Annotated in this window: 24 protein-coding genes and 1 riboswitch; of the genes, 19 read left to right on the top strand and 5 right to left on the bottom strand. The window is 36.8% G+C overall.

The window, feature by feature from the left end:
* The first annotated feature begins 191 nt into the window (after positions 1-191).
* The 9 genes from A5N88_RS04805 (at position 192) to A5N88_RS04770 (ending at position 7,278) form a co-directional block, all read left to right on the top strand.
* Complete coding sequence (locus A5N88_RS04805; RefSeq protein ID WP_066263695.1) at positions 192-1,808, top strand: ABC1 kinase family protein; 1,617 nt, start codon at positions 192-194, stop codon at positions 1,806-1,808.
* Between the two features lie 128 nt (positions 1,809-1,936).
* Positions 1,937-2,425, top strand: a complete 489-nt coding sequence (locus tag A5N88_RS04800; RefSeq protein WP_232317524.1) for a metallophosphoesterase family protein — start codon at positions 1,937-1,939, stop codon at positions 2,423-2,425.
* A gap of 488 nt (positions 2,426-2,913) precedes the next feature.
* Positions 2,914-3,852: an NAD-dependent epimerase/dehydratase family protein gene (locus tag A5N88_RS04795; protein ID WP_066263686.1), complete on the top strand. Its 939-nt coding sequence runs from the start codon at positions 2,914-2,916 to the stop codon at positions 3,850-3,852.
* Positions 3,853-3,920: 68 nt separating this feature from the next.
* A complete protein-coding gene (locus tag A5N88_RS04790; protein WP_066263684.1) occupies positions 3,921-4,532 on the top strand; it encodes a TetR/AcrR family transcriptional regulator in 612 nt (203 codons plus the stop codon).
* A gap of 44 nt (positions 4,533-4,576) precedes the next feature.
* The gene (locus A5N88_RS04785; protein ID WP_066263682.1) at positions 4,577-5,446 is read left to right on the top strand and encodes a GNAT family N-acetyltransferase; all 870 of its coding nucleotides are present in this window, start codon (positions 4,577-4,579) and stop codon (positions 5,444-5,446) included.
* 45 nt (positions 5,447-5,491) lie between these two features.
* Positions 5,492-5,869, top strand: coding sequence for a DUF6262 family protein (locus tag A5N88_RS04780; protein WP_066263678.1), 378 nt, complete (start codon positions 5,492-5,494; stop codon positions 5,867-5,869).
* Between the two features lie 316 nt (positions 5,870-6,185).
* On the top strand, positions 6,186-6,356 hold the full coding sequence (locus tag A5N88_RS24710; protein ID WP_157090600.1) for a hypothetical protein: 171 nt from the start codon (positions 6,186-6,188) through the stop codon (positions 6,354-6,356).
* A 3-nt stretch (positions 6,357-6,359) separates the two neighbouring features.
* Positions 6,360-6,566 (top strand): hypothetical protein, encoded by a 207-nt coding sequence (locus A5N88_RS25415; RefSeq protein WP_066263676.1) that lies wholly within the window; start codon positions 6,360-6,362, stop codon positions 6,564-6,566.
* Positions 6,559-7,278: an amidase family protein gene (locus A5N88_RS04770; protein WP_066263675.1), complete on the top strand. Its 720-nt coding sequence runs from the start codon at positions 6,559-6,561 to the stop codon at positions 7,276-7,278. Before A5N88_RS25415 ends, A5N88_RS04770 begins: the two co-directional genes overlap by 8 nt.
* Positions 7,279-7,684: 406 nt before the next feature.
* On the opposite strand, the gene A5N88_RS04765 is transcribed toward A5N88_RS04770, so the two are convergent.
* On the bottom strand, positions 7,685-7,942 hold the full coding sequence (locus tag A5N88_RS04765; RefSeq protein ID WP_066263674.1) for a hypothetical protein: 258 nt from the start codon (positions 7,940-7,942) through the stop codon (positions 7,685-7,687).
* Positions 7,943-8,358: 416 nt separating this feature from the next.
* Here A5N88_RS04765 and A5N88_RS04760 point away from each other — a divergent pair, with 416 nt between their 5' ends.
* From A5N88_RS04760 to A5N88_RS04750, 3 genes are read left to right on the top strand one after another with little or no spacing between them, the layout of a single operon-like run.
* Entirely contained in the window at positions 8,359-9,153 is a 795-nt protein-coding gene (locus A5N88_RS04760; protein WP_066263672.1) for an amino acid ABC transporter substrate-binding protein, read from the top strand.
* A 14-nt stretch (positions 9,154-9,167) separates the two neighbouring features.
* On the top strand, positions 9,168-9,851 hold the full coding sequence (locus A5N88_RS04755) for an amino acid ABC transporter permease (protein WP_066263670.1): 684 nt from the start codon (positions 9,168-9,170) through the stop codon (positions 9,849-9,851).
* 14 nt (positions 9,852-9,865) lie between these two features.
* On the top strand, positions 9,866-10,612 hold the full coding sequence (locus A5N88_RS04750) for an amino acid ABC transporter ATP-binding protein (protein ID WP_066263668.1): 747 nt from the start codon (positions 9,866-9,868) through the stop codon (positions 10,610-10,612).
* A gap of 458 nt (positions 10,613-11,070) precedes the next feature.
* Here the strand turns inward: A5N88_RS04750 and A5N88_RS04745 are convergent, their stop codons facing one another.
* Both A5N88_RS04745 and A5N88_RS04740 read right to left on the bottom strand, forming a co-directional pair.
* Positions 11,071-12,423: an amino acid permease gene (locus A5N88_RS04745; protein WP_066263666.1), complete on the bottom strand. Its 1,353-nt coding sequence runs from the start codon at positions 12,421-12,423 to the stop codon at positions 11,071-11,073.
* Between the two features lie 180 nt (positions 12,424-12,603).
* On the bottom strand, positions 12,604-13,149 hold the full coding sequence (locus tag A5N88_RS04740) for a flavodoxin family protein (protein WP_066263664.1): 546 nt from the start codon (positions 13,147-13,149) through the stop codon (positions 12,604-12,606).
* A gap of 165 nt (positions 13,150-13,314) precedes the next feature.
* Between A5N88_RS04740 and A5N88_RS04735 the strand changes: the two genes are divergently transcribed.
* From A5N88_RS04735 to A5N88_RS04725, 4 genes are all read left to right on the top strand, one after another.
* A complete protein-coding gene (locus A5N88_RS04735) occupies positions 13,315-13,812 on the top strand; it encodes a VanZ family protein (RefSeq protein WP_066263661.1) in 498 nt (165 codons plus the stop codon).
* Positions 13,813-13,903: 91 nt separating this feature from the next.
* Positions 13,904-14,038, top strand: coding sequence for a hypothetical protein (locus A5N88_RS26060; protein ID WP_260525541.1), 135 nt, complete (start codon positions 13,904-13,906; stop codon positions 14,036-14,038).
* A 104-nt stretch (positions 14,039-14,142) separates the two neighbouring features.
* Positions 14,143-14,592, top strand: a complete 450-nt coding sequence (locus tag A5N88_RS04730) for a Dps family protein (protein ID WP_083953024.1) — start codon at positions 14,143-14,145, stop codon at positions 14,590-14,592.
* A gap of 164 nt (positions 14,593-14,756) precedes the next feature.
* Positions 14,757-14,963 carry a zinc ribbon domain-containing protein gene (locus tag A5N88_RS04725; protein WP_066263658.1) on the top strand — a complete coding sequence of 69 codons (207 nt, stop codon included), beginning with the start codon at positions 14,757-14,759 and terminating at the stop codon, positions 14,961-14,963.
* Between the two features lie 35 nt (positions 14,964-14,998).
* Here the strand turns inward: A5N88_RS04725 and A5N88_RS04720 are convergent, their stop codons facing one another.
* Positions 14,999-16,294 carry an NCS2 family permease gene (locus A5N88_RS04720; RefSeq protein ID WP_066263656.1) on the bottom strand — a complete coding sequence of 432 codons (1,296 nt, stop codon included), beginning with the start codon at positions 16,292-16,294 and terminating at the stop codon, positions 14,999-15,001.
* A gap of 239 nt (positions 16,295-16,533) precedes the next feature.
* Positions 16,534-16,635: riboswitch (purine riboswitch) on the bottom strand.
* A 105-nt stretch (positions 16,636-16,740) separates the two neighbouring features.
* A complete protein-coding gene (locus tag A5N88_RS04715; protein ID WP_066263655.1) occupies positions 16,741-17,709 on the bottom strand; it encodes a DMT family transporter in 969 nt (322 codons plus the stop codon).
* A 363-nt stretch (positions 17,710-18,072) separates the two neighbouring features.
* On the opposite strand from A5N88_RS04715, the gene A5N88_RS04710 reads away from it, so the two are divergent.
* The 3 genes from A5N88_RS04710 to proC all read left to right on the top strand — a co-directional run bounded on the left by A5N88_RS04710 (position 18,073) and on the right by proC (position 20,254).
* Entirely contained in the window at positions 18,073-18,267 is a 195-nt protein-coding gene (locus A5N88_RS04710; RefSeq protein WP_066263654.1) for a hypothetical protein, read from the top strand.
* 24 nt (positions 18,268-18,291) lie between these two features.
* Positions 18,292-19,212, top strand: coding sequence for a Gfo/Idh/MocA family protein (locus A5N88_RS04705; RefSeq protein WP_232317523.1), 921 nt, complete (start codon positions 18,292-18,294; stop codon positions 19,210-19,212).
* Between the two features lie 190 nt (positions 19,213-19,402).
* Positions 19,403-20,254, top strand: coding sequence for a pyrroline-5-carboxylate reductase (gene proC, locus A5N88_RS04700; protein WP_066263647.1), 852 nt, complete (start codon positions 19,403-19,405; stop codon positions 20,252-20,254).
* Positions 20,255-20,452 lie beyond the last annotated feature (198 nt).

The raw sequence follows: 20,452 nt of genomic DNA, 5'->3' as shown, positions 1-20,452 counted from the left end.
GCGCATGCTGTTTCGAAATCGTAACAGAGTTATTTTCACGCAGCTATAAGAAAAGAAGATTGATATAATAACTTATATTGCCACACTATTTGCTCTTATTTTAGGGAATGAAATTACTGAATGTTGAAACTTTTTGTTATTGGATTTCGTAATATTAGTAGTCATCTGATTTTCCATGAGGGGGATCAAGTATGGGGATAAATAAATGGAAGCAGAACAAATGGTATCGCATTACAAGTGTTGTAGGAATGACGCTTGGATTTTTTTTGAAAATATATTGGTTTCAGCTGAGGAAGAAATCGGAAGGAGAGTGGAAAGACTTATGGAGGAAGTTTGCCATTACTTTTAAAAAGAAAGCTTATTCGCTTGAAGGGCTTCTTATTAAAGTCGGCCAGCTCCTCAGTGTTCGAGAAGATTTACTTCCGGATGTTTTCATAGAAGAAATGAAAGAACTTGTGGATCAGGTACCCCCATCTTCTTGGCAAGACATATCAAACGTATTGGAGGCGGAATGGGGCGTACCTATACAGGAAAAACTGAGTTTTATAGATAAAGAGCCCGTTGCATCTGCTTCTATTGGTCAGGTATTTAAAGGTGAATTAATGGATGGAACAATAGCAGCCATTAAAGTACAACGCCCGGAAATTTCCTCTATCATGAAAGCAGACTTTCAAGCATTGGCAATTATTATGTGGTGCGCGAACCGATTTTCATCTTATGCTAGGAAAATGGTAGACTTTCCACTCTTATATAAAGAATTACGCCATGTCATTGAACGAGAGCTGGACTTCTTGGAAGAAATGAATACAGCTGTCTATTTTAGGAAGCGATATAAGCAAAATCCCGATATTTATATTCCAAAAATGTACTCTGAGCATTGCACAAAACGAATTCTTGTTATGGAATGGATTGATGCCGAAAGAGTTACCGATCCGCCTGTTCAACTTAAACGAAAGGATGTAGCCAAGTCCTTGTTGAGTATATTTATGCCACAATGGCTTGAGGGTGGGAAATTCCATGCAGATCCGCATGAAGGAAATGTATTGATCAACCAAAAAGGACAAATAGTCCTTTTGGATTTTGGCATGGTAGGAGAAATATCGAATAGAGATTCTGAGATTTTTAGAAAGTTAATTGAAGGAGCTGTTTTTAAGGATTATAAAAAAATGGTTAAAAACCTATCAAGATTGGGTTTTCTTCTTTCGTCTGCGGATTCTGATGAAATGGAAAGAACATTAGAGGAGCTTTTGGAAGTGGGATGGACATCAGGAGCAAAATCTGACATATTATCTTTTCAAAAAGAAATAAATGAGCTGGTGCGGTCTTTACCCATTCAAGTGCCTATCCGTTTTGTCTTTTTCGGCAGATCCGCAGCAATAATTGAGGGCCTGCTCCAAACTCTTTGCCCTAATATTGACTTAATGGAAATGGCAAAACCAGTATTTTTTGACTGGATGAAAAATACTGGACAGGCAAGATGGAGATTTATTGCGGAATGGCTGTTTTCAGCTTCAATCTTCCAGGCAGTTAAAAATTTGCCGGACCTTTTGGAAGAACCAAAAAGAAAGCGTGAATGGGAGGAGGAAAAGCAAAAGAATGAATTTATTCTGCATCAAAAGAAGACAAACAAACAATTTGCCTTTTTATTCACTGTACTCAACATCATTACTACTTATGCAGCTGCCTTCCTTCAGAAATACTGGATGATTGAATTTACACTGCCTTTGGCGGGTGCTGGATTTATATGGTTTTTCACAGCTTTATTATTGGAAAGAAAATGGATGGAAGAAACGTTTAAATCTAAATAGGTTATAAGAAGAGTACAGTTGATAGTTAAAAAAGGACTATAGAAAATGATAATACATTGTCTGTTTGAAAATTCCGGATGCTGTTTTATAAACATATATTCATTGTTTTATGTAAAGGGGAGTATACGTTGAAAATTATTGTCATGTCAGATACGCATATGCCGAAACGGTCAAAAAGTCTTCCTTCCCAACTGATTCAAGAATTAATGTCAGCTGATTTAGCTATACATGCCGGGGACTGGTCTGTAATGGAGGTGTATAAGGAAATTTCCCAGTATGTGAGAGTAGAAGGTGTTGTAGGAAATGTTGATGAAAAAGAAATTGCAGATCTATTTCCTGAAAAACAAATTTTAAAGCTTAAAAATTTTTCCATTGGAGTTGTACATGGACATGGGAAAGGCAACACGACTGAAAGAAGAGCTTTGGACGCTTTTGCGAATGAAAAAGTGGATTGTATTATATACGGTCACTCCCATATTCCTTCCCATACTTATAAGAATGGAATACTGCTCTTTAATCCAGGCTCTCCTACAGACAAGCGTAGACAGCCTTCATATTCATTTGGGATATTAAGCCTAGGCAGCCAGCTCACGGCAGAGCATGTTTATTTTGAATAAGACTCTGAAGAACAATAATGGTTTTAAACCTATGTTGATTGGAGTGAAAAGCGAATCCCTGCATTGGGAATCATCAGGCAAGATGAGCAGAGCCACGAAAAAAATGAAAAAGATAAGGCTATTCGCCCTTTTTTTCTTATTAAAAGGACTATAGAATAAATTTAAAAGATTCTTGAAACGCAGAAAATAGGAAGGTAATATTAAGAAAAGCGTAAGCTCCTTGCTCATCGGTGAACGGTTTTCAGAGTCTTCGATTGAGGTAAAGGAAACTGGATGTTGACTTATCGCAGGGAGAAAATGTAGAAATCTGATAAACGCTGGAATTGGAAAGACTATATAGGATAATTAGTCATTTTAAACATTTTTATCTTATAAAATAAACTGGATAGTCAGTTTTGAAAGTGTTTTTGGAGCATATACATAAAAGGTAACTAAACTGACTAGTCATTTTAATGAATGGAATACAAAAGGGATTGGGGGCTGTAGCTATGAACATTTTGATTATTGGCGGTACCCGTTTTTTAGGTCCATATGTAATTAAGGAGCTTACGGAAGACGGACATAAGGTTACTATCTTTCACAGGGGTCAAACGAATATTGAGTTGCCTGATGGTGTAGGGGAAATTTTAGGGGACCGTAAACAGCTTTTCGATTATGCTAACAAGCTATGGGATACAAATCCAGATGTAATTATTGATATGTTCCCTTATTCAGAAAAAGATGCAGTGGATCTTTCAGCTGTATTTTGTTCTTCTACTGCACGTATGATTGCTCTAAGCAGTGCAGATGTCTATCAGGCATACGGACGCTTAATCGGACTTGAAAAAGGAAATTTTACCAAGGAGGTAATCAAGGAAGATTCGCCTCTTCGTTCAATTTTCTTTCCTTATCGAAGTACTGTGAAGGATGAACATGACTGGCGGTACCATTATGACAAAATTTTAATTGAAAATTATTATATGCAGCATTCTTCCTTGCCCGCTACAATTCTTCGACTTCCTATGATTTATGGCCCTCATGACCGCCAGCATCGATTATGGCCGTATTTGCAGTGCATTAATCAAGAGCAAGCTATTTCTCTTGATCCAAGAGAAGTAGACTGGAGGACATGCAGAGGATATGTGGAAAATGTAGCTCATGCTATTGCACTGGCTGCCGTTCATGAGAGGGCTGCTAATCAAATTTACAATGTTGCCGAAGAAGTCAATTTTTCAGAAAAAGAATGGGTAGAGACGATTCAACAATACTGTCAAAGTAATTTGCCCATCAAGATGATAAAAAATGAAGCACTGGACTTTTACCCTGAACAGGATTTATTTATGGATTCCCAAAAAATCAGGCTAGAGCTTGGTTATAAAGAAATAGTGCCATTTTCACAAGGAATGCTTAGAACCATTCAGTGGGAAAATGAAAACCCGCCTGTTTAAACAATAACTTTCCTGAACAATTGCTCTAAAATAGACTATGAATTCGAGATGTAGTATGGAGGAAACCCATGGCACCGATTGTAACTGAGGAGCATAAAGAAAACCGCAGAAAAAAGATTCTGGAAAGCGCACTTGTTTGTTTTTCAGAGAAAGGCTTTGAAGCAGCTACTATTGATGATATTGTGGCACTCTCAGGAATCAGTAAAGGATCAATTTACAATTATTTTAAAACAAAAGACGACATCTATGTTCAATTGATGAATGAATATACTCATTTGAATTTTGAACACTTTAAAAAATCCTTTAGAGATCTTGCCAGTGTGAAAGAAAAAATTCACTATTTATTTGATTTATACAAAAACGCAGGAGGAAAAGAAAAAGCCAAACATTTACTCCTCGTACATGGTGAATTTTTCTTATCTTCTTCTCGAAAAGAAGAGAATCATACACTAGTTTTAGAGAGGTATCGAAATGTTTACAAACGTTTTCTAATTGATTTACTCGAAAGCGGTAAAAATACGGGGGAAATAAGCAATACGGTAAACTCTGATATTGCTGCTTCTTTTTTCTGGACGATGATTGATGGCATATGCCTGGATCATGCTGTTTTAGGAGCGAATTATCCTTTTAGTGGAGTTTTTGAAAAGGCCGAGGAAGTTTTTTTTCAAATGATACAGTAGTCCAGTATTTTAGGAGAATATTAATTAAAAGAAGGTGTTTTTATATGATTACGATTAGGCCATTGAATAATTGTCGGTTGGATCAAATATTAAAGGCATGGAATAAAGGGTTTGAGGGTTATTTTGTTCCCATTAACATGACGTTGGACAGTTTTTTATCAAGAATGGTTCATGAAGGCATATCATCCGAGTTATCTATTGTTGCCTTTGATAAAGAAGAACCTGTAGGGATTATTCTGAATGGCTTTCGAGATATCAAAGGAACTAAACATTCATGGAATGGCGGTACAGGAGTGGCTCCTGCCTATAGGAGGAAAGGGGTAGGCAGAAAGCTGATGGACGAAACGCTTCGTATTTATGAAGCTCAAGATGTATCTGTTGCAACCCTTGAGGCAATAGCCGAAAATCATAAGGCGATTTCTTTATATGAAAGCTGTGGATATCAAGTAACAGGAAAAGTGGCACATTATAGCCTGACAGGTCCATTGCAGTTAACAGATGAGGCTTTAAATGACACATTTACTGTAACAAATGCAAGGATTGGGGATGTGTCAGCACTTGAAATTTTTAATCCATCCACAACCTGGCAGACACAAATTCAGAGCATTTATAATGGGGAGGCCCATGTTCTATATGGTCATAATGGCAATCCTAGTGGATATTCACTTTTTAAGAGAATAATAAATGATTCAGGAAATGAGACTCATATTGTTCTGTATCAATTGGAAATCGCATCTCATGTAAGCGATAAGCAAAAGGCAGCTGCACAGCTTCTAAAAAGCCTCTTTGGTCAGTCCAATGCTGCTAAAACGATTGTGAATTACCCTTTGTCATCAAATGAAATTGTTGAACTTTTTGAAAGATTAGGTTTTGAAAAAAAGGTGGAGCAGGTAGTGATGGCGAAAGAATTATAATTATATTTAATTTGAAATGAATTTAGCTTTAGGAGGCTTTTCTGAATGGAAAATAAATCAATTAATGAACATCTAAAACAAGTGCATCAAGTTAGAAAAGCCAAAACATGCAAAAAAGTAGATGAAGCCATCAAGATCTTAATTAAGGCCAGAAAAAGAATCAATTTTAACAGTGTATCCAATGTATCTGGGGTTTGTAAAGCAACTCTTTATAATAACGTAGAGATAAGAGAAAGAATAAATGCATTAAGAACCCAGCAGAAAACGGTCCCTTCTTTAAAAGAAATGAAAAAAGAAAAAGAAGAAAAAAGTCGGATTGCTATTATCACCTCGCTTAAAAGGAAAATCAGATATTTGGAAGAGGAAAATGAACAGTTAAAAAAACAGTTAAATGTATATGAAAAGTACAAAAACGTTAAGTGATTTTTATGCAATAGATTGTTCTATAACACAATAAAGCACAAAAGGGGTCTGACCCCTTTTGTGCTTTATTGTGTTATAGAGTGTAAAAATGTATAAAAGGGGGCCAACTATTAAAATGATTTCCAATTAACCCTTTTTTTGTAAATACGTATATAAATAATCTGCCATTTAGAGTATAACAAAAGAAGAAGAACAAAAATTTAAAGAATATCTTAACAGCCCTTTAGAAAAGGATGTCATTAAATCTGATTTTTTAATGAGACTTAAATTTGGAGCCTAAGCAGATGACACACAAATAGCTGTATAGCTGGAGGATATGCATAATAAGACGCAATCTGTTTTGGTTGCATTAAGGGGAAATTATGCAAGATATCAAAAATCGATGTCTGTCACTCAAGAAATGAGTATACAAATTGGTATCGCGCAACATGAATTAGGAAATCAGCTGCTAAACCAGTTTCGCCAAAAATATCAAAGCGGGGAATAAAAAATGGAAACAATGAAGAAGAAACAGGCAGAGTATTGGAAAATGAGCGCGTCCAGTCTGGCAGAAGAGATAAAAAAAGGCAATGTGACCTCAAGGGAAGTTATTCATTCATTTATTAATAGGATTAAATTAATGAACAAAGAATACAATGCCCTTGTTTACCCTATGTTTGAAAATGCCTCCTTCAGCTTCACTTCAGAGAATGGTTAAAGAAGCCGCAGATGTTCTTTCTGATTATGGGGCAGAAGCAGTAGAATTTAAAGTTCCGGAATTAAAGAATATAATAAAAGATTTTTATCAGATTATGAGCACAGATGGAGGAAATGGATTAAAAAAGACAATAGGAAACCAGGAGCAGGTATTTCAAATTCAAAATATTCTGCGTTTTCAAACCATGAACAAGCTGCAAAGATTTTTATTTAGCTGCATGCTTCGCTTATTGTCTCAAAAAACGGTTGGTGAAGTGATTATTCCACATGCAGGGAGAATTTCCGATAATCAGTTTAAAAATCTCATTTTAAAACGTGCAGAAGTAAGAGAAGCCTTTCTGGAAAGATTGGATAAGGGGCAAATTGATATACTTATTTGCCCTCCATTTATTTGTCCCGCTCTCCAGCATGATCTGTCAGTACAGCTTTCGTATGAGGGAGCATATGGAGCCGTATTTAATTATCTAAACATGCCAGCCGGCGTTGTTTCTTTAGGCTCCGTGAAGGCAAGTGATATAAAAAAGCGGTTAGAAAGTAAAAATCGAGTCATACAGACACTGGAAAAAATAGAAAAGGGAAGTATTGGCTTGCCAATCGGTGTACAAGTCGCAGGCAAACTATTTTGTGAAGATAAAGTACTGGCTGTGATGAAGGTGCTGGAGGAACAATTTAAAAAACTTGAAGATTATCCTGCTGGAAAGCTGTGCAAGTAACTAAATAATGAAAGGGGGAGAAATCATCGAGGGAAAAGGCAAGGTCATCTTTTAGAAGGAACCATAAGTTTCGGAAAAACAACACTCCCTAAGAAGCTTCAGCAATTATTGAAACAGTTCTATTGGCATCTTTCTTTATATACCCTAGAAGAAATGGATCCGCAAATGGAATTAGACCATAAGTTTTGCTAAGCATTGGAGTTGTCTTCTAAAGCGATGAACTGCAGTAAGAGCACTGAGTGACAAAGGGATTAATGTTATTATAGATACAGTCATTTTATTTTGCCCGGCCGACATCCCTGGTACCTCTCTATAGATTTATTTGAACTTAAACAAATCATAGTGTTATAACTTCAATAAATAACTTGGGAATGGTCAGGGTTCTTTATAACCCCGACCATGTTTTTTAATTGGGAGATACCATTCCGCCTGATCCAGAGGATTCAACATCAGAATCAACCCCTTCTTGTTCGTGCCTCCTTAAAGCTTCGTCATGGTGGACATTCTGTGATTTGTTCTTTAATGAAGGCTCTACGACATTTCCTGCATTACTTAATGAAACAAGATTAAAACCGGATCCATCTAAAATATTTTTAAGCTTTTCCTTTGCATTTATTTCTTCTTCCTTTTCATCATACTGTAATTGAACATGTAGCGTTTTCATACGTAAAACTCCTTTCCAATATTATCTTATTCCTTACTTTCCCCGGCATAGCATATTTAAACTGATTTTTTAAGATCGAAGATTATAAAATAAGTAAATAATAATTTAAATATGTAAACTAAAATCATGACTATGCTTATCTACTTTTACACACTAAAGCCCAAAAGGGGTCTAACCCCTTTTGGGCTTTAGTGTGTAAAAGCGATTCTTTTTTTTAGAGTAGGTGTATTTCTACAAATTCTGCATACTTTTTGTTTTAAGAGGTAATATACAAATATAAAAAAATGGGAAGGACTTTAAATTGATTGTTTATTCAAAAATTTTTCTTGTATAGCAATTTATTTGACAAAGTAATAGGGAGTAAACTATTCTAATGTAGTTGTTAAATAATCCGATAAATAAAGTGGGGTTTTAAAATGAAAAAAATAGTTTCTATAATGTTAGGACTTGTACTGATAGCTGCTCTTTCAGCATGCAGCTCAAATTCAAATAAAAAGTCCGCAGACAACAGTCTCTATAATCAAGTTAAAAAGTCAGGCGTCATTACAATCGGAACAGAAGGTACATACGCTCCATTTACTTTCCACGATAAGTCTGGCAAATTAACTGGTTTTGACATTGATATTGCAAATGAAGTATTTAAGCGTCTAAATATCAAGCCAAAGTATGTCGAAACAAGCTGGGATGGTATGATTGCAGGGCTGGACGCGAAGCGTTATGACATGGTAGCGAATGAAGTATCCGTTACACCTGACCGCCTTCAAAAATATGATTTTTCTGCTCCGTACATTGTATCTAAAGGGGTACTTATTGTCCGTAATGATAATAAGGACATCCATTCATACAATGACCTTAAAGGGAAAAAAGTTGGACAATCCCTGGATAGTAACTTCCGTGCGATAGCTGTACAGCATGGGGCTAACGTTACTCCTGTAAGCGGGTTTAACCAAGCAATCGATTTACTTACTTCAAATAGAATTGATGCTACAATCAATGATAACCTATCTTATTTAGATCTTAAAAAACAAAGACCTGATCTGCCGATTAAAACCGTATATACAGAAAAATCTGCGAGCCCTAATGCTTTCCTTTTCAGAAAAGGAAATAATGATCTAATACAAGCTGTTAACAAAGAAATTGCAGCTATGAAAGCTGATGGCACATACTTAAAGATCTCTAAAAAATGGTTCGGTACAGATGTTTCTAAGTAAAGGGATGGAGAAAAATGTTTTCAGATGAACGAACACACCGCATAATAGGAATCCTTAGCGATTCCTTTTTTCCTATTTTAAAAGCAGGGTTAGAGTTTACAATACCTTTAACTCTTATTACTTTTGTATTGGGACTTATTGTTGCCTTTTTAACTGCAATTGCAAGGATCTCGAATATTAAACCATTACAAGCCATTGCCCGATTTTATGTATGGATTTTTCGAGGAACTCCATTATTAGTTCAATTATTTATCTTATTTTATGGTTTGCCGAGTGCAGGCATAACATTGAGCCCTTTTCCGGCTGCTGTTATCGGCTTTACTTTAAACGTGGGAGCATATGCCTCTGAAATAATAAGAGCAGCGATACTTTCTACACCAAAAGGCCAATGGGAAGCAGCTTATTCCATAGGGATGACAAGAGCGCAGGCCATGAAAAGAATCATCCTGCCACAGGCTCTAAGGGTCTCTATCCCGCCTTTAGGAAATTCATTTATTAGCCTAGTGAAAGATACATCATTGGCAGCAACGATTACCGTTACTGAAATGTTCCAAAAAAGCCAGGAGATTGCCTCAACAACGTATGAACCCTTGTGGCTTTATATTGAAGTTGCATTTCTTTATTTGTTATTCAGTACAGTACTCTCCGCATTACAATCCTACCTCGAAAAGCGGTTTGACCGCAGCGTAGCGAAATAATGGAGGAATAATAAATGATTAAAATTGAAAACTTGCATAAACAATTTGAGGATTTGGAAGTTTTAAAGGGAATTGATCTATCCATTGAAAGAGGAAAAACGGCTGTTATTATTGGGCCATCAGGCTCTGGAAAAACAACATTGCTCCGATGCTTAAATCTTTTAGAGATTCCGAATCAAGGGACTCTTACCATTGAAAATCAAAGCGTTACCTTTACAAATCGAAAATTGAAAACCTCTGAAATTATGCCTATACGTAAAAAAACAGGTATGGTATTTCAAAACTATAATCTTTTTCCGCATTTAACCGCAATAGAGAATATTATGGAAGGCCAGATCATTGTTTTAAAAAGAAGCAAAGAGAAAGCCAGAAAAAAAGCCCTTGATCTATTGGAAAAGGTAGGTTTAAAGGATAGAGCGGATATGTATCCTCATCAGCTATCTGGGGGCCAGCAGCAGCGTATTGGTATCGCAAGGGCCATGGCAATGGACCCTGATGTCCTGTTATTTGATGAACCAACTTCTGCTTTGGATCCTGAATTAGTAGGGGATGTATTAAAGGTTATGAAGGATTTGGCTGAAGAGGGTATGACAATGGTAGTAGTGACCCACGAAATGTCCTTTGCTCAAAACGTTGCTGATCAGGTTATTTTTATGGATCAGGGTGTGGTTGCTGAAAAAGGCACACCAAAAGAAATATTTGAAGAAACCCAAAATCCTCGTACCTTGCAATTCTTAAATAAAGTAACAGCTACCGTTTAACAAGAAAAGCGATAGGCGCCGCCTACCGGCTTATGCCCTCGAGCGGATGGCCAGGAGGGATGGGGTTGTAACCTTCCAGCTGGAGCTGGACAAGATATATATCCACAGATTTAGCATTTTTTAATTTCCTAAACGATAATGAAAAGCATGGCGACTTTAAGCCATGCTTTTTTAGAGTATTAGTATAAAATAATAATTTATCCAGCTAACGTAGTCTTTGTCTTACTCCAGCGCCTGTTGGCTAGCAGTTTTCAATATCTCTACGCTACGATAAGTCAATCTCAACATTTTTTGTTTTTTAGCTTATTCATGTGAAACAGTTGTGTTAAACGCCTTCAGCATTGCTAAAAACGAGCAGTTATCTCCAATAGTTCCGGGTTTTAAACTAAGGAGACGCGCGCTTTCTTATTTTGTTCAATTGTCACAGGTAGAAATCGAAAACTTTAATAAAAGGTTATTTATTTTACAGAAGGCTTCGTTTTCCCTAATTTCACTTTTATAACAGCTGCAATGCCAATAATGGCGACAAACAATAAGCTAATAAAAAAGCCCGGACGATCTGTTTTTTCTATAAGTGTGCCAAACACTGCCGCAACAAGTAAAAACAATCCGAAAATGGCACCCCATTTAGTGACAGCATTCATTTTTAAAATAGGAAAAGCAGAAATAATAATAAATAACCAATTGAATAAGATTAATATTCCAGCAGCAGTTGTGATATATTCGAAGATTTTTCCTGGAAGCAAAAGAGCCGCAAGAATGGAAGCTAAAAGACCGACAGCAGCCAATCCGAGTGATGGGAGAGGCAGGTCTTTTAGCTTTTTAATTTTATGTGAAAAAAAAGAAGGGGCATCTCCATCTTTGGCGAATGCTACCAATAGATTCGTCACACCAAAAAGAGAGGCGGTCATTGTTGAAAAGCCAGCAATAATAATTGCAGCATTAAATACATGTGGAAAAAAAGGAAGATGATAATCTACTAATGCGGTGACGAAAGGGCTTTCTTTTTCACTGAATGTATCATGGACTCCCATTACTACGGCAAAACCAAGCGAGAGGACATATATACTGGCTAGTCCCAAAAGCATTACAGTACCTGCTTTTGGGGCTTCTTCTTTATTCTTTAACTGCATTGCCATAAGCCCAATGACCTCTATACCGCCATAAGCATAGAAGGCATAAATAAGAGAGGACCAAAATCCGTGAATCCCATCTGGAAAAACCTGTTTGGCAGTTGCAGGAAAACCCGGATGATTTGGATGGCCTGACAGAAAACCCAGTAAGGCCATTCCCGCTATGATAATAAACATTACAATTGCGGCTGTCTTTACAATTGCAAGAACATTTTCAATTCGATCAAACCCTTTTGTACCGGTTAAAACAACAATAATGGACAGAATAGCATAGACTGAGGCAAAAACCCAGAGGGGAATTTGATGAAACCAAAACCGTGAAAGAATAGAAAGTGCTGTGAGCTGACTGCCCATAATTAAGATATTTGAACACCAATAATTCCAACCGCAGCAAAAGCCCGCCCAGCTGCCAAATGCTTTCTTGGCATAATAACAAAACGATCCATTTTGTGGATCAGCAGCCGTCATTTTGGCAAGCAAACTAAACACAATATATGTACCGATTGCTGCTAATACAAATGATAGGACAATGGAAGGACCTGTTACTTTAATGCCTATGCTGGAGCCTAAAAAGTATCCTGTTCCAATCGTGCAGCCTACGCCAATTAAAGATAGCTGCCACCATGACATATTTCCATTTGTTTCATTTGTTGAGCTGCTTTGGTGTTCTTTTGCCATTCCTACTCCTCCTATCCATTAAGGAATATTCTTGGCACAAAAGACAAATGTTATGTAAATAAATGTGGATTCCAAAGTGGTTATCAGAGAAATTTGAAGAAACTCAGCATTTCACCCCAAAATGAAATAGCTCCTATAATGTTAGGTCCTGCTAAAATTATAGGAGCGATTGTTAGTTCATTAATTTACAAGTGTTTTTAAATGAAGATTTAATTGTTGTGCTTCGAAAAGGGCTGTTTTATCGTTCTTAACGTCATTTGGTTTATTCCCTTCTCCAATAATATATCCATTAAAAGACATACCGACAAAGTCAAATATATATTGAAATTGTTGTATAAGCGGCAGTCCTTTTAGGCGCGGCTGATCTCCTCCTGTTAAAAGGACATAGCCCTGTTTCCCTTGGATATCCTCCTTAAAGTTATAACGGCTGTCACGCAAGGATTGTGACCATCGATCTACGAAATTCTTCATGATACCGCTCATACCATACCAATAGATGGGGGTAGCAAAGAGGACGACATCATGCTTAAGCATTTCGGTGATTACGTAATCGTAGTCATCGTCCACAGGTAAAAAACCTTTCTCTGTATGTCTGCCATCATCAATTGGAAGGATTTTTTTATCCCGCAGGTAAATTCTTGTACATTCAATACCTTCCAGTGCCGTATCAGTTAAATAATCCGAATTCCCTGCACGGGAACTGCCGTATAAAGCTAAAACCTTCATTACTAAAACCTCCATGCACTATAATCCTTTATATTTTATCCTTATTTTCTGTATTTGGCGAATGATAATCATAAAAAAAGAATAGATTTCAACAAGGGAACTGGACAGGTTAAATAACAGAGCATGTGAGAAAGATTTTTAAAACAAAAATCCTGGAGGAAATGTATGTTTATCTCGATAAATTCCAAAACCTTCATAAAACGAATGAGATTTTTGATTTGGGTTCTATTTATTCTCTATTGTGCCTTCATGCTTAAAGTTCTCCTTTTTGATTCTTTTCGTCTTGAAGGACATCAGTATTATGATAATCTTATCCCTTTCAAAACGATCTGGATGTATATAGAATATTCTCATCTTTTTCACTTTAAAATTTGGGCTGCCAATTTAATTGGCAATATTGTTTTATTTATGCCGATAGGATTTGTCGTACCACTTTTATCTCGTAAAATGAAGGGCTTCCGAAAAATATTCCTACTATCTTTTTTGTCGACGGCAGCAATAGAAATTACACAGCATGTCTTCAATATAGGTGGGTTTGATGTGGATGATATTCTGTTAAACACGATAGGCGGTATAATGGGCTATTTAACCCTCATTTTGCTGTTTGCCATACTATCTTTTTTTACAGCTCAACAGCGTTTTATTACGTATTTTAAGTCATAATATTTTTTGTTTTTCGAGATTCCTCTCACTCTAACACAACGTTCGAATAATTAAGAGCCCATCTAGAAAAGATAAAAAAGAGGTGATCAGAATGAAGCAAAAAAATCAGCCGAATTACAGAAAAGAAGAGAAAAACGAAGCAAAAACAGGAAAATCACAAAACACAAAGGAAATGGCAGATGGCCCTGTGCCACAGCCGAAGGATTATGAGGAAATTGAATATTAATGACATGAATTCTTTTGTTCCTTTCTTTACTGTAATGGAACGAAAAAACAGAGGAGCTCTTAATAAAGCCAACAAAAAATAAATCATAAGGAAAGGTGTCTGCATTGTCGAATCAATCGCTTATAAATTTTTTAAATCAGGAATTGTCCAATATTGCAGTTATGTATATTAAATTGCATCGCTATCATTGGTTTATTAAAGGCAAACATTTCTTTACGCTTCATACATTCTTTGAGGAACTTTATACCGAGATGGCTGAAGACTTGGATGTGTTAGCAGAAAGAATACTTGCCATCGGAGGAAAACCGCTCGCAACAATGGCTAAGTTTTTAGATGAAGCATCTCTTGCTGAAGCTCAGGCAGATGATGAAGAGAAAGAAATTTTTTCTGTTTTAATTGAAGACTATACACAAATGATTAAAGAAATGAAGGAAACTGGATTTGGTCTTGCTGAGGAGGCAAATGACCAGCCGACCATTGATTTGTTTAATGATTTGCAGGGAAGATATGAGAAGCATCTTTGGATGTTTCGGGCGTATCTGGCAAAAGAATAGCAAAACGTGGCCTTTTTAGAAGGCCTCTTTATTTTTTACACTGATACTAGAAAGATGGGCCTGTACAGAAATCAACAGGTAAGATGATAATTAAATCAAGAAAAGATGAAACCTTTTATTGGTCTGGAAGGAAAATAAGCAAAATAAAAAAAGGAGACGAGTATATGTCTGAAAAAGGTTGTATTAAATGTGGCAGCCGAAATGCGGGACAAAAGGACGTAGCGATGACGGGAACTGGCCTTTCTAAGATATTTGATGTTCAACATAATCAATTCACGGTAGTATACTGTAAGAATTGCGGCTACTCAGAATTCTATAATAAGAAGTCCTCCGGTGTATCAAATGTGCTGGATTTCTTTTTTGGGGGGTAAAAAAGCAGCTGATCCATGTCAGCTGCTTTTTCTGCTTATGTTAAATAAATAAAGTAAGCGATAAAGGCTATAAATAATATATACATAAGTGGATGAATCTGCTTTGCTTTACCTGTCGCAATCATTGTAATAGGGTAAATGATAAAGCCAAGAGCGATCCCCGTAGCTACACTGTAGGTTAATGGCATCATAATCAGAATGATGAATGCAGGAATCGCAATTTCAATTTTTGACCAATTTATCGCTTTTACTTCCATCGCCATCATGGAGCCCACAATAATTAAAGCAGGCGAAGTTACTGCTGAAGTAATGACCGATAAAAGAGGTGAAAAAAACATAGCTATGACAAGACATAAAGCAATGATCATAGAGGTAAATCCTGTTCTTCCTCCGGCTCCTATACCTGCACTTGATTCAATCATGGATGCAGTTGTAGAGGTACCGAGTACGCCTCCGATTACTGTTGAAGCAGAATCAGCGAGAAGGGCTTTTCCGATGTTTGGAATCTCGTTGTTTTTTACCAATCCAGCCTGAGTGGCGATGGCAATTAATGCTCCGGCAGTATCGAAAAACGCTACGAATAAAAAGGTAAAGATAACAGCAAGCATCTTTGGAGTAAATACTTCATTCAAATGAGAGAACACTTCGCCAAATGTCGGCTTTAGACTTGGAATCGCCCCAATGATATGTTCAGGGTAATGCACCTGTCCTGTAAGCATCCCAACAATTGTCGCAATAACAATACCGAAAAAGATACCGCCTTTAATATTTCTCACTATCATTATAATCATTAATATAAAGCTTAAAATAGCAAGCATTACCTGTGGAGATGTCAGGTGGCCAAGTGATACGAAGGTCGCTTTATTAGATACAATGATTCCCGTATTTTTCAAACCAATAAATGCAATGAAAAAACCGATACCTGCCGCGATGGCATGCTTTAAATCAACTGGTATCATATTAATAATCTTTTCTCGGATTTTCAAAAGACTTAATATAACGAATAAAATTCCTGAAATAAAAACACCTGTTAAAGCGGTTTGCCATGAAATTCCCATTCCGATACAAACCGAGAAGGTGAAAAAGGAATTCAGCCCCATACTTGGCGCGATACCAATTGGGAAATTAGCTAAAAGTCCGATCAAAAGAGTACCAATAATGGCTGACAACGCAGTAGCAGTAAAGACTGCACCTTGGTTCATTCCTGATTGACTAAGGACGAGGGGATTTACAACCAGTATATAAGCCATTGATAAAAAGGTCGTAATACCTGCAATGGTTTCCTGTTTGTAAGAGGTTCCTCTTTGTTGAAATTGAAAAAAATGTTTCATATGCTTGTCCCCCGTTGAAATAAACTGAAGAAAATTTAAATTGAACCGATAAAATTTGCTCATACCTAGTTTCTGCAGAAAGTAAAACAATCATGAATGAAAAGTAAAAAATCATCCAGTCCATATTAACCTTTGGCAACTGTTTCTCCATTTAAGAAAGTTATTTTCCCTAATATAAAAAAGCAGCTCTCAATAATATGAGAGCTGCCGGCCAAGCAAGTAAAAGGGGGAATCAACATTAAATGTTCATTCATCCCTGTAGTCAAGCTTTTTACGGCAGCCTGGTAGAAACGTTTAGACCCTATTACTAAACATATACAAGGTAAAAAGAATTTTCGAATTCAATAGTAAGCATAGTAACAAAGGTATTTAAAACAGTCAATGGAGACGAATTCCATTACTGACTGTATTCCCCTTTTATTAATTTTCAGTCTTTATAGGCAGATTTAAATGCTAATATTTTGCTTTTGTTCCCTTTGAGGCCGATGAGTCATATAGCTATGAATCAAAATCCCAATCATGACCAGAACTATACCGCTCCAAGAAAGCAGTGAAGGCATGGGGATGGAAAGAAAAAGGACTTCTCCGATTACTGTAAAAAGAACCTCCATAGATTGGGTAGCTTCGACTGCCGCTAATTTCTGCATATCCAATCTAACCATTTCAGTTGCTCGAAAGAATAGGACTGTAGCAATGACACCTGAGCTTACAGCAACAAGCAATGCCTGCATTGTTTGTACTGGAGTTGGCGGGCCGGCAGTAAAAAAGGCAGCAATGGAAAGGCCAATCCACCATGGCAAGCTTGAGAGAGTCATTCCCAGTACACGTTGATATGTATCCAGCCTGCCTCCGCAGATACTCATCATTTTACGATTTCCGAGAGGATAAGCGAATGATGCAGCCAGAACAGGAAAGGTGCCCAAAACGAGCTGAAAGAATGGAAGATGTTGAGCTTGGTCTATTTGCATAACAATAATTCCAAGCAGAATGATGAAAGATACAAAAAGACTTTTAAGGGGTATTCCAGCATTACGCACAGCTGTCCCTTCAGCTGTCTTCAATCTTTCTTTGAATAAGGGTGCAAGCAAGGAACCTGCTATAATGGTAAACTGCCAGGTACCTGCTGTGAGCCACCCAGGGGCATAACTGGCAGCAAAGCATATAGGAGCATAAAATAGCACGAAGCCGACAAAGCTCCACACAAACCATAATAAGTAATGTTCCCTCATCACAACGAACAATTGCCGAATGTTTTTTCTGCTTGCTACAATAATGATTAAAAAAGGAACCATGAAAATATAACGAAGAGAAGAACTCCACATCCAGCTTCCCCCGGATGATTCCATTGACCGATTTAGAATAAAGGTAAAGGCAAAAAATAATGCCGATGCCAATCCAAGTCCAATTGCCCTCAAACCCCATCTCTCCTTTACATTACTACTTCATTACATCGAAAAAAATAAAGAGCTTATGTACTAATCTACATTGCTGCAACATCTTAGGAATGTTTTTTTAATATTGATTTACGTTTAGCAACACTTGCATCCTATTCAGGTTTACTTGTCACAGTACTTAAATCCTGGCTTTATAAAAAAACGCTTTATGGGAAAACAAATATAAGGATGCTTGCATTGAACCTATATCAAAATGGTATCATGATTCGAATAAGAATGGATGTTTTTTGTTTTTCTCTTGATAACAAATTGGTAAAATAAAGAAAACTCACTTTGGTGTATCTTTAAAGTCAAACCATCCTGCTTAAAAAGGATAAAATAGAAGTGGGGAAGGAATTAATCCTTGAATTGGATCGAATAAGAGCCATAGAAAAAGCAATTATTCAGGCAAAGCAGGAGGATATCATATTGATTGCCGAAAAAGGGCATGAAACCTATCAAATACTAGGAAATACTACTATTCCCTTTGATGATCAAAAGGCAGCAAATTCAGGCAATCCAGAAGCTGTAAACCAGTGAGAATTGATTAAAAGAAGGGTGTTGATGAGCATGTTAAAGCTAGGAGTTATCGGAATAGGTGATATTGCACAAAAAGCCTATCTCCCTTTATACGCAGAACGGGAGAAGATAGAATTCCATTTTTTTACGCGATCAATGACGAAAAGACAGGAAATTAGTGAGAAATATCGTTTTCCTTATATTCACAGCAGCCTGGATTCTTTAATGGAATCAGGTGTCAAAGGGGCTTTTGTTCACTCTGCTACAATCTCGCATTATAGTGTGATAAAGCAGCTTTTAATGCAAGGTATTCATGTATTTGTAGATAAACCCATTACCTATGAAATTGAAACGGCTAAAGAGCTTTCCGAGCTTGCGCGTAGCAAAAAGCTTATATTAATGACTGGATTTAACCGAAGGTATGCTCCATCCTATCAAAGCCTAAAGGATTTGAAACAACCGAATATGATTATAATGCAAAAGAATCGGAAAAATCTCCCGGCCGATCCGAGGACCTTTATTTTTGATGATTGTATTCATGTTGTCGACACAATCCGTTACCTTTTTCCGTACGACATTGATGAAATCATTGTCCATGGTAAAATGAAGGAGAAATTATTATATCATGTTACCATTCAATTTTTATCAAAATATGGAACAGCGATTGGTATTATGAACAGAGACAGCGGGACAACAGATGAAAAACTAGAAATCATGAGTACACAAGAAAAAAGAGCAGTATTTGATGTTTCCGATGTGTATATCTACCAGGGCAGCAATGTAACGAGAGTTAAAAGCAGTGATTGGGAGCCAGCACTTCACAAAAGAGGATTTGACCAAATGGTAAGTGATTTCATTCAAGCAGTGAAAGAACAAACTAAGCCAATGATCTCCATACACGATTCTCTTGCCACTCATGAAATATGTGAAAAAATAGTAGAATCCCTTTTAAAAAAGCTTTGTTAATCCGGAACTGTTCTTCCCCGTTAAAGAGTAAACCAGTATAAGGATGAATTTAAAATAGATTTAAAAACTATTGCTGAGTATGTGAAATCCTATTTTTCAATCTCTTTTAACCTATTATCCTTGAATTCTTAATAAAACATGTTATGATAAACTACATTGTAAAAAAGACGGACAAGATAGGATGATTCCCATGTTAAAAGATAAGAAAATAGCCTTTTTAGGAGCTGGACCAATGGCAGAAGCAATGATTTCCGGCTTGGTTCAATCGAATAAAATTCCTTCTAATCAAATCTATGTTCAGAATTCAAGTAATCGGCAAAGGATTGAAGATTTAAAGAAAAAATATCAAATAAGCGGGGGAGAGGCAAATTCCATCGACCTTTCCAGTATGGATTTAATTGTACTTGCCATGCAGCCTTCCCATATTATAGATGCATTAAAAAATTTAAAAACCAGTATAACCAAAGATTCGTACATTATTTCAGTCGTGTCGAGTGTTTCGACCGAGTTCATGGAAGAGCATCTTCACGAAGGCCAAAAAGTGATACGTGTTATGCCCAATACCTCCAGTATGATTGGAGAATCCGCTACAGCTATTTCGCTCGGTAAATATGTTCAGGCTGACGAACTCCAGGATATTAAAGAAATGCTTGAAACAATTGGACAAGTTTATATTTTAGAAGAAAAGCAAATGGATCTGTTTACAGGCATTGCAGGAAGCGGCCCTGCCTATTTTTATTCATTAATGGAGCAAATGGAGAAAGCAGCTATTGAAAATGGTATTCCTGCAACCATGGTCAGGAGCATAGTTGCCCAAACGGTTTACGGTGCAGCAAAAATGGTGCTTGAAACAGGAGAAGACCCGGCTCAGTTAAGGGAAAATGTTTGTGCTCCCAATGGTCCTACAGAGCATGGGTTAAAAGAATTAGAGCTTTATGGAGGCAACCAGGCCATTGTGAAAGCAATGTTTGGCACTGCAAAACGTTCAAAAGAAATGGGAGAGCCATTTCAGACCAATAAAAAAACTAGTGTCCATCGATAATTTTTTCTGAAGAGGAGGGTGACTCAAAAAGCGGGAATATGCCGCTTTTTGAGTCACCCTTTTTTTACGACTGAATAAAAAAAGGTAAAAAGGTAGGGAGATTTTTCTATTTAGTTTTATACTAGGCTACCTGAAAATTACTTTATACGAGTTCAAAAATCAAACCTAATCGACCTATCGCAATCCATATTGCCTTAA

Origin of the sequence: Heyndrickxia acidicola (assembly GCF_001636425.1) — a bacterium.
GTDB classification, from domain to species: domain Bacteria; phylum Bacillota; class Bacilli; order Bacillales; family Bacillaceae_C; genus Bacillus_AE; species Bacillus_AE acidicola.
The sequence above is the reverse complement of the archived record's forward strand: the minus strand, read 5'-3'. Positions and strand labels throughout refer to the sequence as shown.

Coding starts and splice junctions, on each gene's coding strand:
- A5N88_RS04805 (WP_066263695.1), top strand. CDS start 192: ATGGGGATAAATAAATGGAAGCAGAACAAATGGTATCGCATTACAAGT.
- A5N88_RS04795 (WP_066263686.1), top strand. CDS start 2,914: ATGAACATTTTGATTATTGGCGGTACCCGTTTTTTAGGTCCATATGTA.
- A5N88_RS04790 (WP_066263684.1), top strand. CDS start 3,921: ATGGCACCGATTGTAACTGAGGAGCATAAAGAAAACCGCAGAAAAAAG.
- A5N88_RS04785 (WP_066263682.1), top strand. CDS start 4,577: ATGATTACGATTAGGCCATTGAATAATTGTCGGTTGGATCAAATATTA.
- A5N88_RS04780 (WP_066263678.1), top strand. CDS start 5,492: ATGGAAAATAAATCAATTAATGAACATCTAAAACAAGTGCATCAAGTT.
- A5N88_RS24710 (WP_157090600.1), top strand. CDS start 6,186: ATGCATAATAAGACGCAATCTGTTTTGGTTGCATTAAGGGGAAATTAT.
- A5N88_RS25415 (WP_066263676.1), top strand. CDS start 6,360: ATGGAAACAATGAAGAAGAAACAGGCAGAGTATTGGAAAATGAGCGCG.
- A5N88_RS04770 (WP_066263675.1), top strand. CDS start 6,559: ATGGTTAAAGAAGCCGCAGATGTTCTTTCTGATTATGGGGCAGAAGCA.
- A5N88_RS04765 (WP_066263674.1), bottom strand. CDS start 7,942: ATGAAAACGCTACATGTTCAATTACAGTATGATGAAAAGGAAGAAGAA.
- A5N88_RS04760 (WP_066263672.1), top strand. CDS start 8,359: ATGAAAAAAATAGTTTCTATAATGTTAGGACTTGTACTGATAGCTGCT.
- A5N88_RS04755 (WP_066263670.1), top strand. CDS start 9,168: ATGTTTTCAGATGAACGAACACACCGCATAATAGGAATCCTTAGCGAT.
- A5N88_RS04750 (WP_066263668.1), top strand. CDS start 9,866: ATGATTAAAATTGAAAACTTGCATAAACAATTTGAGGATTTGGAAGTT.
- A5N88_RS04745 (WP_066263666.1), bottom strand. CDS start 12,423: ATGGCAAAAGAACACCAAAGCAGCTCAACAAATGAAACAAATGGAAAT.
- A5N88_RS04740 (WP_066263664.1), bottom strand. CDS start 13,149: ATGAAGGTTTTAGCTTTATACGGCAGTTCCCGTGCAGGGAATTCGGAT.
- A5N88_RS04735 (WP_066263661.1), top strand. CDS start 13,315: ATGTTTATCTCGATAAATTCCAAAACCTTCATAAAACGAATGAGATTT.
- A5N88_RS26060 (WP_260525541.1), top strand. CDS start 13,904: ATGAAGCAAAAAAATCAGCCGAATTACAGAAAAGAAGAGAAAAACGAA.
- A5N88_RS04725 (WP_066263658.1), top strand. CDS start 14,757: ATGTCTGAAAAAGGTTGTATTAAATGTGGCAGCCGAAATGCGGGACAA.
- A5N88_RS04720 (WP_066263656.1), bottom strand. CDS start 16,294: ATGAAACATTTTTTTCAATTTCAACAAAGAGGAACCTCTTACAAACAG.
- A5N88_RS04705 (WP_232317523.1), top strand. CDS start 18,292: ATGAGCATGTTAAAGCTAGGAGTTATCGGAATAGGTGATATTGCACAA.
- proC (WP_066263647.1), top strand. CDS start 19,403: ATGTTAAAAGATAAGAAAATAGCCTTTTTAGGAGCTGGACCAATGGCA.